Here is a 12,045-nt window from a genome sequence, read left to right on the forward strand (position 1 = left end):
TTCGGTCCCAGCCCAGTCAAAGTGCTTTGGCTTAAAGCTGGGCGATCAATCCTAGGTAACCGATTGTAGAGGCCGGAAGGACCGAATCGGTCACATCCCACACTCCTCCCAATCCGGGGAGCAAATTGCCGCTGTCTTTGGCACCTACGCTCCTCTTCACCATCGATTCCAGCAAATCCCCGACCAAACCCGCAGTTGTCAATAGAATTGCCAACAATCCAGGGCCCCAACCGGTGTGGCCGGGCGTTACGCCCATCCAGGGCAATGCCCACCGTAGCGCCAAATATGCCGCCGCAATCGAGAAAAGATAGCCGCCGATCAGTCCTTCAATCGTTTTACCCGGGGATACCGAAGGGATTAGTTTGGTTTTACCGAACAGTTTGCCGGAAAAGTAAGCTCCGGCGTCTGCCAGCTTCACAATCGCCAACAAGGCGATGAGCTCATAAAGCCCGCTTGATTCGCCTCGCATGCGAATGACATGCCAAAGGGACAAGCCGGAGATGACGTAGCAGATGATGACCGAAGAGAGCAACCAGCCGAGCAAGGTTCGCTGATGCCATGCATTCTTTTCTTCCTCGCTCGCACCCTCCTGCCCAGGTGGATGAAAAAGTGTCAATGCATGCACGCCATTCAACCCCATTCCCACCATGGAGCCGATCAGGATCCAACCCAATCGACCGACAGGACAATCGGCGGGATAGCTCTTCTGCATGACGACGCTATATCCGATTGGAAACAAACCAACCAACAAGGCAATCGATGCGTGCCATGTGACCATCGGCGCTGACACTGCCCAGCGACGCCCCAGCAACGTGGCAAACTCCCAAACCGTCCCCAACGCAAAGAACGCTAACATTGGGATTGTCCATAGCCCAGCTTGCCCCCGGACTTGATGATTCAAGTCCAGCCAAATCAGCCCGAGCGAAAGGCTGATGAGAACCGCTGCAGATAAAAGCCTTCGCGATAGCACTGGTGGACTTTCCGATAGTAATGCAGAACGAGGCGACTGTTACACGTTGAACAAGAAGTGGCAAATGTCGCCGTCCTGCATCACATACGACTTGCCCTCCGTCCTCAGTTTACCAGCTTGCCGGATATCTTTCTCGTTCCCGAAGGTTTCCAAGTCCTCGAGGCGATAAACTTCGGCCCGAATGAAACCACGCTCGAAGTCGCTGTGGATCACTCCCGCTGCTTGGGGTGCTGTGGCCCCAATGGGGATCGTCCAAGCTCTCACTTCTTTTTCGCCCGCGGTGAAGTAACTTTGCAATCCAAGTGTTTGATAGGCCCTTTGCGCTACGACATGCAGCGCCGGCTGCGCTAACCCGACCGCAGCCAACATTTCACTTCGGTCTGGCTCGTCCAACTCGGCGATCTCGGCTTCTAGTTTCGCGCACACCGGCACGACTTGCGCCCCGATCTTTTCTGCGAACTCACGTACCTTTTGTACCGCTTCACCCTTCCCCTCTAAATCGTTCTCATCGACATTGGCGATATACAGAATCGGCTTTGCGGTCATCAATCCGAAACTGGATATGGCCTTCGCCTCCGCTTCATCCAGCTTTAACTTGCGAAGCGGTTCCTCTTTGTGAAGGAACTCCAGGCAGTGCTGGATCGCCGTCGTTCGCAGCTTCGCTTCCTTGTCTCCCGTCCGAGCAGCCCGCTCCGCTTTGGGCAATGCCGCTTCAAGCGTCTCAATGTCGGCGAACATCAACTCGGTCTCAATCGTTTCAATGTCGGTAAGAGGATCGACTTTGCCTCCGACATGAATCACATCGGGATCGGAAAAGCATCGCACGACCTGGAGAATGGCATCCACCTCGCGAATGTGACTGAGGAATTTATTCCCCAACCCCTGGCCTTCGCTTGCCCCTTTCACAATCCCCGCAATGTCGACCAGCTTGAGAATTGCGGGAATCACTTTCTGCGGGACGATGTACTTGGTGATGCGCGTCAACCGATCATCGGGAACGCTTACGATCCCTTCGTTCGGCTCGATAGTGCAGAACGGATAGTTGGCCGCCTGCGCATTGCCCGCTCCCGTCAACGCATTGAACAACGTACTCTTACCCACATTGGGTAGCCCAACAATACCAGCTTCCATGACGACTCAACCGAATAAATTTGGATGGATTGCAAAAGGAAAAAACGGCAAGACCCATCGTCTCACCGCATGCGATAGAAATGCCTTCGCTACGACTCGTGTCGCAGAAGCGGGAAGAGAATCACGTCCCGAATGCTCTTGGCGTTCGTGAGCAACATGATCAATCGGTCGATGCCGATTCCCAGTCCTCCCGCAGGTGGCATTCCATGTCGCAACGCTCTTACGAAGTCATGATCCATCTTTGCCATGGAGTCCTCTTCCGCCATTCCATCCAACTGTGTTCGGAACAAGTTCTCTTGGAGGATGGGATCATTGAGCTCGGTGTACGCGTTCGCCAATTCCATACCGTGAATGAACAGCTCAAAGCGCTCTGCAATCTCCGGCTTGCCTGTCTTTCGTTTGGTCAATGGACAAATGCTGGCCGGGTAATCGATCACGAAGATCGGTCCGATGAGCGCGTCTTCGACCTTCTCTTCAAAGACTTCGCTCTTCACGACATCCGGATGCTTTCCGTCCGGATGAAGCCCAATCTTCTTCGCTAGCTTCGCGATTCCCGCTTCGTCATCGAAAGATAAGCCGGTGTGCTCTTCGAACAGATCGCGATAAGTGCGGCGTTGGAAAGGAGGGGTGAAATCGATATCGAGATTCCCCCACTTGAGCTGATAGCCTTGACCGGTCGCTTGAATGGCTTCGCAAATGATCTGCTGGGTCAAATCCATCATCGTCTCGTAATTGGCATAAGCCCAATAGAGCTCGATCATCGTGAACTCAGGGTTGTGCTTCGGGCTGATCCCTTCGTTGCGATATACCCGGCCCATCTCGTAAACCCGTTCGATGCCCCCGACCAAAAGTCGCTTCAAATGAAGCTCCAGGGCGATTCTCAGGAACAGCTGCATATCGAGAGCATTGTGATGCGTTACGAATGGCTTGGCGGCAGCCCCTCCAGCGATCGTATGCAACGTCGGGCCTTCGACCTCAATAAACTGATGCTTGGCGAGCGTCGATCGGATCGAGTGAATAATCTTGGTCCGCTTGGTAAACCGATCGAGCGATTCCGGGTTGTAAGTCAAATCGAGATATCGCATTCGCTGACGAAGCTCGGGATCTTGCAAACCAGCATGCTTCTCAGGAGGTGGCTCCAATGTCTTGGTCATAAAATGAAGCTTGGTGGCGAATACCGTCAACTCTCCGGTGTTGGTCCGACCGAGCCGCCCATCGACTCCGATCAAGTCACCAAAATCAAGAAGCTTGATGACGTCCAAGTCCTCGTCGCTGACCTGCCCCTTGGCAAGCAAAATCTGAATGTCACCTGTCCAGTCCCGAATATTCAAAAACGAAAGCTTGCCGGCGGAACGCAACAGCAAGATCCGGCCGGCGACGCGGACCATCGGTCCAATCTCTTCCCCGGGCCCTTGCTCCCCCTTCCAAGCCTTGTAGTCGACCGGAGTGCCAGCCTCTGCAAGCTGCTCCAAGTCGGGGAGCTCGACGAGGGTCCCGTCCTCTTTTTGGTACTTGACTTGATCTGCAAGCTCGCGAACACTGCGGATGAAGCTCCTCTCGTCAAAACGCTGCCCCCAAGGATCGAGCCCCAGAGCTTCTATTTTGTGGAGTTTTTCGAGCCTCGCCGCCTGATGAACGCCTAAACCGGTGTTGTCTTGTTCGCGAGAATCAGCCATGTTTCCGTAGTGGGTTAGGACAGCGTCAAACCGAGTCGCACAACGCCCCATCGGCGCCGTCGAACGGGCCAGCGATGCGGGTCCGGAGCTTGCAGCTGTCGGAGGCAGGCTGGAAAAGTCGCAAATTGTAGGGAAATCGAATGGAAAACCAAGCTGTCAAACCGCCGATGGTCCTGATTGTCGAATCGGACCCACTCATGTTGACCGGATTGGCAGCGATTCTTGATAAAAAGGGCTACCGATGTTTTTTGGCCCGAACGGTAGAAATCGCAGAACAAGCCACGCAATCGATCGCTTTCGATCTGATCGTCTACTCGTTCGCAACCGATCCCATCGGGGCCGCCCAAGCGGTAGCGAAACTGCGAACAACAGAACAAATGCTCGACTGCCCCGTTCTCTTTTTGGCCGATGCCTACGATTCCAAATGGATCGAACCACTCAACCTAGCTGGCGGAGTTTACTGCCTACCGAAACCTTTCGAGCCTGAACTGTTTCTCGAGTTGGTCGATAAAACGTTCTGTTTACCCCACCTCGCAGCAGCCAAAGTCGCACCGCCAAAACCCCACTTTGCCCAAGATTGGGTTCGGCTGTCCTACTAATCCAGCCGACCGGTGGCAAAAAAAACTGCCCGTTAGAGGCCCTCGCACAAGAGTACGACGCTTATGGCTGCTCCACTTAAGTCCTGACCAGGTTCACGCTTCCCCCTCGCGAGAGCCACTGACGAGCAGTGGTTTGTTCGAGTCATCTAATAGTACCAAACATAGAACGGCTCGGGTAGCTACGGAGGTGGAATTATCTGCGACAACTCAACTGCGGACGATCCGTCTCGATTTTCCTTCACTCTTCGGCAAACTTCCCACCGGAAGAGGGACCACGGGTATTCGCAAGCCTAACTGGACCTGCAACGCTTCTTCGAGCAATGTTTGCATTGGCTCCGGACTCTCGATGTCGATGGCGACTTCATCGAGCTCCCCGCGCTTCTGAGCTCGGATTCGAAATTCCTCTATTCCGGGAAACTGACGAATAATCGATTCGATGGCGGTCGGAAAGACATTGACGCCCCGTACGACGAACATGTCATCGGCCCGACCCAAGATTCCACCCTCAAGCCGCACGAATTCGGTTCCCGAGATGTTTCGATCCCACACCGGCTGCACAATGTCCTGCGTGCGGTATCGGAGGACCGGAGCGCCAGACCGCCCCAAAGAAGTGATCACCAGTTCCCGCCATCTGGGATCGGCGTTGCTAATCGATGGGGCCAGAGGCAGAAACTCGGCGATGAACTCCGATTCAATGACATGTAGCCCCTTGCCGTCCGCTGTGCCAAACCCCCAAGGTCCAATCTCCGTCGCCCCAGCATGGTCCATGACTTGAGCGCCGTAAAGCTCCTCAAGCTGGGCTCGCACCGACGAAATGGAGCCTCCCGGCTCTCCGGCGACAAAGACCGTGCGAATGGAACTGTCTCGCAGCGAAATCCCACGCGACGCCGCTTCCTGAGCTAAATGCAATGCATAGCTCGGCGTCCCAAATAGAACCGTGGGTGATGCGGTTCGAATCAAGTCGATGCGTGCCAATGTGGACAAACCACCCGACGGTATGACCAAACACTCTCGCTGTAAACAAGCATCGTGGGCGGACCAAAACCCAATAAACGGACCAAACGAAAAAGCCATCAAGATGCGATCGTTGGAATCGATCGAGCAAGCATCCAAGACATATTGCCAAGTGGACGTCCACCAATCCCAATCCTCGGCGGTGTCGAGAATCACCATCGGACGACCACGCGTACCACTGGTCCGGTGATAGCGCCGGTACTGATTCAGCGGGTACGAATGATGCCTCGCGATCCCATCGATCGCATCCGACTGCCACTCGGCCTTGGTCGACGTAGGGAATTGGCTCCACTGCTCCAACGACTCCACTTGCAAATGCGAAGTGCCAAACCGCTCCTGGTAATTTCGATTGAAGGGCAAAGTCTTCGCGAGCAGCTTATTGAGTCGTTCCAGCTGGTATTGCTGCAGTTCCTCTCGAGAAACAGATTGAATGGAACGGCGAAATCGGTCCGCAGGGATTCGTGTTGTCATCCGAAAGTTGGAAAGTGTGGGCTTTGACCCTTCCGGTCCAAAGCTAAACTGAAGCGATGATTATCGAAGGCATTATAACGACAGAAAACGCGGACGGTTCGATGCACGTTGCTCCGATCGGCCCTCACGTCGATCGCGAACTTCGGTCCTGGAGCGTCAAGCCGTTTCAAACGTCAACCACCTTCCAGAACTTCGCTCGCACCAACCGAGCGATTTTCCATGTGACCGATGACGCTTTGCTGATGGCTGCGTCGGTCTTGGGGATTGGCAACACTCCTGCACCAATCGTTTTGCCTCCCCATCGGCAACAGCATTGGTCCGATCGGCTACAACAGCGTCGCACGTCAATTTGGGTACCAGAGAAGGGCTGGATGCTCGAGCAGGCTTGCCAAGCCTTCGCACTTCGCGCGGAACGATGGGATGTGTCCGCTCCCCGAGCCCATGCCGATTGTTCCATGGTCCAGAAATGGGAACTGCGCCCCTTTTGGGGATGGAATCGAGCGAAACATAGCATCCTCGAACTTGCGATCTTGGTCAGTCGCAGACAATGGCTGGCTCCACACGAATGGCAATCGGAATGCGAGAGGCACCGCGTCTTCATCGAGAAGACTGCGGGGACGGACGAGCAGGAGGCGTTGGAGTTGCTGCAGGAGGCGATGTCGACATAATGACCGCCGGGAAATATGACTACAACACCCCATAAGGTCCTCAGGAATGGCAGCGCAGTATTGCATTGGAATCGATCTTGGAACGACCAACTCCGTCGTTGCGTTCGCCCCGCTGGATGAACCGGATGCGATGGTGGCAGTTCTTCCGATTCCGCAAGTGGTTGCACCGGGGACGGTGGAACGTCGGCTAGCCCTTCCCTCATTTTTGCTTCGTTCACGAGGTCCAATCGACGAGTCGCTCCAGATTTCGGGATTTCGATCGCCATTCGGTGTCGTCGGCGAGTACGCCCGCCGCGTTGCGAGCGAACAACCTGACCATTGTGTCGCCGCTGCAAAAAGTTGGCTGTGCCACCGAGAGGTCGATCGCAGCGCGCCCCTACTCCCCTGGGGATCCGAGGAACCGGATTCCAAAATCTCGCCCATTGATGCGACGACGGCGTATCTCGCGCATTTGATCGACGCTTGGCACCTGCAATTCCCTGACGCACCTTTCCAAGATCAACATATTGTCCTGACCGTTCCCGCTTCGTTCGATCTGGATGCTCGCGAACTCACCAAAATGGCGGCCCTCGCGGCCGGTTTCCCTGATTCGTTTGTATTTCTCGAAGAGCCACAAGCGGCCCTCTACAATTGGATTCTCGCCCACGGGGACCAGTGGAGAAAACACCTGAAGAAGCACGATACGCTGCTTGTTTGCGACGTAGGAGGGGGAACAACCGACTTGACCCTGGTCGAAGTCGTGGAGGAAGCGGGCGAACTCCAACTGAAGCGAGTAGCGGTCGGCAATCACCTGCTGGTGGGTGGGGACAATATGGACCTGACGCTCGCCCATGTGGCCTCGCAATTGTTCGCTGCCAAAGGTTCGAAACTGAACGCATGGCAATCCATCTCGCTCTGGCATTCATGCCGGCTGGCAAAAGAAGCGCTTCTCAAACCAAATGCTCCCGCCAGTTTCCCTATCAACGTTCTCGGACGGGGTAGCAAATTGATCGGCGGCACGATCTCGATCGAATTGGAGCGATCGATCGTCGAGGCAACTCTCGTAGATGGCTTCTTTCCGAAAGTCGCTAAAGAAGAACGAGCCCTCCAAGACACCGATACGGGGTTCCAAGAAATCGGACTGCCATTCGAACCAGACTCCGCGATCACGCGCCACATCGCGACCTTTTTGGCCGACCACCTTCGCAATTCGAATCAACAATCGGTTTCCCACCTTCTCTTCAACGGGGGTGTTTTCAATTCCGATGCATTTCGCCAGCGACTGATCGAAACGATCCGCAGTTGGCAATCCGAACCGAACAATGCCACCGGATCGGAGTCGCTCCGAGGACCTCAGGTTCTCGGTGGAATCGAGGAACTGGATCAAGCCGTTGCGTGCGGGGCGGCTTACTATGGATGGGCCAAGACTCACGGCGGGATTCGAATCCGCGGCGGAACCGCTCGGAGCTATTACATTGGTATCGAATCGTCCGGACCCGCTATTCCCGGTATGCCTCGACCACTCCACGCCCTTTGCGTCGTTCCGCAAGGGATGGAGGAAGGAACCGAACGCGATATCGAAAGCAAAGAGGTCGGCCTCCGTACAGGACGCAAAGCTCGCTTCCGATTTTTTTCAAGCACTTCACGCTCCGAGGACAGCCCCGGAACATTGCTTCGACAGTGGGACGACGAGGAGTTACTCGAAACATCCCCAATGGAAACCGAACTGCCGGCATCCGACACCCAAGGCCTTGTGCCCGTCCGATTTCACGCCAAAGTGACCGAACTCGGAACCTTGGAACTCTCGTGCAAAAGCACTCGAAATCCCGACGCCTGGAAATTGGAAATCCGCGTCCGAGACGACGCAGAATAGAATACGCTCTTCATCTCTTCTTCATCATTTCTTCATCTTCGGTCGCTACGATCTCGCCCATTGAAAGCTATCCATATGTCACTGCACCTCAGCCAAGATCTCAACGAAGCCCACAATTCGCTCCTTCGACTCTCCGGAAGCGTGGAAGAGATGATTGGCAAATCGGTCCAATCGCTCGTTGAACGCCGTGGCTCGCTGGCAGCCGAAGTCATCGAGCACGACAATGAGATCGATCGCGTGGAAGTACGCATCGAAGAGGAGTGCCTCAAAATGCTCGCGCTCCACCAACCGGTTGCAGCGGATCTTCGCCGCATCACCACAATGATGAAGATCAATAACGATTTGGAGCGAATTGCCGACCTGGCATGCAATATCGCGCAGCGTGCAGACAGCCTCTGCGCTTTTCCCGAATTCCCGATCCCTTCCGGAATCGAACAAATGGCGTCGATGACGAATTCGATGGTCCGTCGCAGCCTCGATGCCTTCGTCAATCGCGATATCGATGCTGCCTATCGTGTCATCCTGGAGGATGAAAAAGTCGATGCGAAGAATGTCGAGGTGATCGATGTTCTCAACACGTTGATGTCATCCGACAGCGGACTAATCTCGGCTGCGATGCACTGCTTCTCCGCTTCGCGTCACCTTGAACAAATCGCGGATCATGCGGTTAGCATCGCCGAAGACATCATTTATATGGTCAACGGCGTCATTGTGCGTCACCGTCAATTTTCAATCCACTCTGGACTCTCTCCGAATTCCGGAAGCGGGTCATAGCCCCCCACTCCCTTGGAAGACCTATGCCAAGAACCAAAGTACTGGTTGTCGAAGACGATCGAGCTCTCTCCGAAGTCCTTCTCTACAACCTCGACAAAGCTGGCTACGAAGTCTTCAAAGCGTTCGACGGTCGCGATGGTCTGAACCAAGCCCAACTCAGGCTCCCCGATGTAATCCTTCTCGACGTGATGCTACCGGTGATCGATGGAGTCGAAGTCTGCCGCAGACTCCGCGCTAATCCTGAAACATCCAAACTCAATGTCATCCTGCTGACCGCCAAATCCGAGGAAAGCGATCAACTCATCGGCTTCTCGGTCGGCGCGGATGACTACGTGACCAAACCTTTCAGCGTCCGTGTATTGCTCGAACGGATCAAGTCCCTGCTTCGTCGCAAATCCCTCGCACTTCTAGATGACAACGACGTCGTCACGCGCCGCGGTATCACCCTCGATCGCCGCAAATACCGCGCAACAGTGGACGAGCAAGCTGTCGAACTAACGAAAAGCGAATTTCGACTGCTCGACACCCTGATGAGACAACCCGGCCGCGCCTTCGAACGTTGCGAACTCATCGACTCCGCCCTCGGTGAAGACACTCTCGTCTTGGAACGAACCATCGATGTCCATATACGAGCAATCCGCAAGAAAGTTGGCGAAAAGGCCAACGCCATCGAGACCGTTCGCGGTGTCGGTTACCGTTTCCAAGACGATTGATATCTCGATCTCCACCAGTGGATTGTCCGCGACACCCTCCTGATCTCTCAAATGGCGCAGCTGCTCATTCCGCCTTCCACGACTCCCGGTAATGCATTTCTAACTTGGTGACCGGGACGCTCCGCCCCCATGCCTCCATCTCCTGGGCGGCATACGAGCGAAACGTTTTGAGGTTTGTTTCCTGTAGCCATCGCGCTATAAACAACCCTTGAAAGAACGCTCCTCGGGACTCGATCTTTCTATTCCCTTGCATGCTTCGATCGTCCAACTGATCGTATGCAAGCTGAATGATTTTTTCGACATCGGAAATCCGTTCGGTACTCGCTCGATTGATCTCCTCGCGAATCTGTTTATCCGAAGGTGACGTGGATTGCTCCCAACGGAATTCATACGATGCCGTCGAACCTAAAACGCCATCAACTATCGCCCGTATTCGCGGGTCTGTGCTTATGGCTAAGTGATCCATTTCGTGCTTCATCAAGCGATTCGACCAAGGATCCGGGGGCGAGAAGTCGGACTCCACGTGGATAACATGCGTAATCCGAAACTTGGGCCGCTGGTACGTTACGCGTAGGCGGGCCAGCTGAGTTCCATCTCGCTCTTCAACCGATTCGATCGTGTACGTGTACCGATAGCCGATCTGAAGCTTGAATTCCGTAGCGCCGACTTTATCCTTCTGCTGTAACAAATTATCGCTGGCTTGAATGGAAACATTTCCTGCTTGAATCAGTCGCAAATACTCCCCCGGCGCCGTCGAAAGCCACTTGGAACGATCGATCGGCGATTGCCCCAGCGCGACGGTCGCCGTAGCGATCCAACTCCAAAAGAACACCGACCGACAAAACCGGACTCGGCTTAAAAAACAAGAGAAAGGGCGCGCACGTGCATTCATCCGCCGTAACCCCACTTCTTCGCTAAAAGCCTTATCGCTTCCGGCAAGGCTTCACGCTCTAAGGCAAAGACTCGCTTCTGCAACGACTCGGCCGTGTCGTCCGCGAGGACTTCACAAGCCTTCTGGAGCAGAATCGGACCGTGATCGTATTCGTTGTCGACAAAATGCACGGTGCATCCTGTGATTCGAACCCCAAAGTCGATCGCGGCTTGATGCACTCTCAAACCATACATCCCCTGACCACAAAACGATGGAATCAACGAGGGATGGATATTGATCACGCGATTCTCGAAGTCGGACGGTATCAACACGTGTTGCAAGTACCCTCCCATCACCACCAATTCACAGCCTCTCTCGCGAATCGGTGCAAACACTTGTTCCGAATGCTCTTCAGGTGACTGCCCCTTTCGCTTGGGTACGACTCGAGCAGGAATTTCTGCATCACTAGCAAACTGCAGCCCCCCCGCATCGGAACGCGAGCTGATCACAAGGCGAAACTCGACAGGCAATCGATTCTGTTGTTGTAGGTCGATCAAATTTTTAAGGGTGGTTCCCCCACCCGAGATGAGGACAGCAATCGGCAGAGAGGTCATGAGAGCTTGGAAGTGAATGAGAAAGTTGCTTGGATTCGATCTGTGTGAAGTCTTACTACTCGGTGAACTGATTGCGATCTCAAGGTTCTTCGACGGCCGCTGCAAGGGGCTCCTCCAACTCCAGCGGAGGTCCGATCCATTCGATCAAGCCTTGCTTTCCGACAAGAAACGCGACGGGAATCGCGTTCTGTCTCGAAGCCATCATATAGTCCGTATCGACCGATCCATCTGAATCCGACCCAAGATTGTAAGCCTTCGCCAATTCCCCAAGTCGGACGGTGCTCCCATCGGATCGTCGGACTTCACGCTCGAAGAACCGAGTGACGAGCTCTGGTGGCTCGGTCGTGATTCCGATCACTCGAACCCCCGTCGTCGCGTATTTCTTCTGCAATTCCGCAAGATGAGGAATGGTCTGAATGCATGGCCCGCAGGTGGTTGACCAAAACTCGACCACGTAGACACGCCCCCGTTCGAACCCTGTCTCGGTTGGCAATCGACCGATTCCGTCGGTCAACCAGTCCTCCACCTGCAACGTAGGCGCGGGGGAACCCACGGTAAGAACCGGACGAGCGGAACCGTCCGGTGCACCGACGGGACTTGGCTCCGGAATGCTGCATCCGACGACGCAGACCAAACCCACCACTCCCATCGCGTTCGCGAACAGCCTGGAGGGTTGCGATGAATCCATCATA

General features: G+C 54.7%; 12 protein-coding genes and 1 other RNA gene. 5 read left to right on the forward strand and 8 right to left on the reverse strand.

Annotation, left to right across the window (positions count from 1 at the left end; genetic code table 11):
• Nucleotides 1–31: 31 nt before the first annotated feature.
• From SH467x_RS00520 to lysS, 3 genes are all read right to left on the reverse strand, one after another.
• Entirely contained in the window at nt 32–970 is a 939-nt protein-coding gene (locus tag SH467x_RS00520; RefSeq protein ID WP_482369363.1) for a phosphatidate cytidylyltransferase, read from the reverse strand.
• Between the two features lie 39 nt (nt 971–1,009).
• A complete protein-coding gene (gene ychF / locus SH467x_RS00525; protein WP_482369364.1) occupies nt 1,010–2,101 on the reverse strand; it encodes a redox-regulated ATPase YchF in 1,092 nt (363 codons plus the stop codon).
• Nucleotides 2,102–2,190: 89 nt separating this feature from the next.
• Entirely contained in the window at nt 2,191–3,777 is a 1,587-nt protein-coding gene (gene lysS / locus SH467x_RS00530; protein ID WP_482369365.1) for a lysine--tRNA ligase, read from the reverse strand.
• Nucleotides 3,778–3,917: 140 nt separating this feature from the next.
• Here lysS and SH467x_RS00535 point away from each other — a divergent pair, with 140 nt between their 5' ends.
• Nucleotides 3,918–4,376, forward strand: a complete 459-nt coding sequence (locus SH467x_RS00535; RefSeq protein WP_482369366.1) for a response regulator — start codon at nt 3,918–3,920, stop codon at nt 4,374–4,376.
• A gap of 28 nt (nt 4,377–4,404) precedes the next feature.
• Here the strand turns inward: SH467x_RS00535 and ffs are convergent.
• Both ffs and SH467x_RS00545 read right to left on the reverse strand, forming a co-directional pair.
• Nucleotides 4,405–4,499: signal recognition particle sRNA small type (ffs, locus tag SH467x_RS00540), an RNA gene on the reverse strand.
• 84 nt (nt 4,500–4,583) lie between these two features.
• Nucleotides 4,584–5,861 carry a phenylacetate--CoA ligase family protein gene (locus SH467x_RS00545; RefSeq protein WP_482369367.1) on the reverse strand — a complete coding sequence of 426 codons (1,278 nt, stop codon included), beginning with the start codon at nt 5,859–5,861 and terminating at the stop codon, nt 4,584–4,586.
• Nucleotides 5,862–5,917: 56 nt separating this feature from the next.
• Between SH467x_RS00545 and SH467x_RS00550 the strand changes: the two genes are divergently transcribed.
• The 4 genes from SH467x_RS00550 (at nt 5,918) to SH467x_RS00565 (ending at nt 9,868) form a co-directional block, all read left to right on the forward strand.
• Nucleotides 5,918–6,529, forward strand: a complete 612-nt coding sequence (locus tag SH467x_RS00550; protein WP_482369368.1) for a DUF447 domain-containing protein — start codon at nt 5,918–5,920, stop codon at nt 6,527–6,529.
• A gap of 46 nt (nt 6,530–6,575) precedes the next feature.
• Nucleotides 6,576–8,381, forward strand: a complete 1,806-nt coding sequence (locus SH467x_RS00555; protein WP_482369369.1) for an Hsp70 family protein — start codon at nt 6,576–6,578, stop codon at nt 8,379–8,381.
• Between the two features lie 75 nt (nt 8,382–8,456).
• Complete coding sequence (gene phoU / locus SH467x_RS00560) at nt 8,457–9,155, forward strand: phosphate signaling complex protein PhoU (RefSeq protein ID WP_482369370.1); 699 nt, start codon at nt 8,457–8,459, stop codon at nt 9,153–9,155.
• Between the two features lie 23 nt (nt 9,156–9,178).
• Nucleotides 9,179–9,868 carry a response regulator gene (locus SH467x_RS00565; protein ID WP_482369371.1) on the forward strand — a complete coding sequence of 230 codons (690 nt, stop codon included), beginning with the start codon at nt 9,179–9,181 and terminating at the stop codon, nt 9,866–9,868.
• A gap of 64 nt (nt 9,869–9,932) precedes the next feature.
• Here the strand turns inward: SH467x_RS00565 and SH467x_RS00570 are convergent, their stop codons facing one another.
• The 3 genes from SH467x_RS00570 to SH467x_RS00580 all read right to left on the reverse strand — a co-directional run bounded on the left by SH467x_RS00570 (nt 9,933) and on the right by SH467x_RS00580 (nt 12,044).
• Nucleotides 9,933–10,760, reverse strand: coding sequence for a hypothetical protein (locus SH467x_RS00570; RefSeq protein WP_482369372.1), 828 nt, complete (start codon nt 10,758–10,760; stop codon nt 9,933–9,935).
• The gene (purN, locus tag SH467x_RS00575; protein ID WP_482369373.1) at nt 10,757–11,353 is read right to left on the reverse strand and encodes a phosphoribosylglycinamide formyltransferase; all 597 of its coding nucleotides are present in this window, start codon (nt 11,351–11,353) and stop codon (nt 10,757–10,759) included. The genes SH467x_RS00570 and purN overlap by 4 nt, the downstream gene beginning before the upstream one ends.
• A 79-nt stretch (nt 11,354–11,432) precedes the next feature.
• Entirely contained in the window at nt 11,433–12,044 is a 612-nt protein-coding gene (locus tag SH467x_RS00580; RefSeq protein WP_482369374.1) for a TlpA disulfide reductase family protein, read from the reverse strand.
• Nucleotide 12,045 lies beyond the last annotated feature (1 nt).

Origin of the sequence: Brakhagea slesvicensis (assembly GCF_052161625.1) — a bacterium.
In the GTDB taxonomy this organism is placed as follows: Bacteria; Planctomycetota; Planctomycetia; order Pirellulales; family Pirellulaceae; genus JBKCUI01.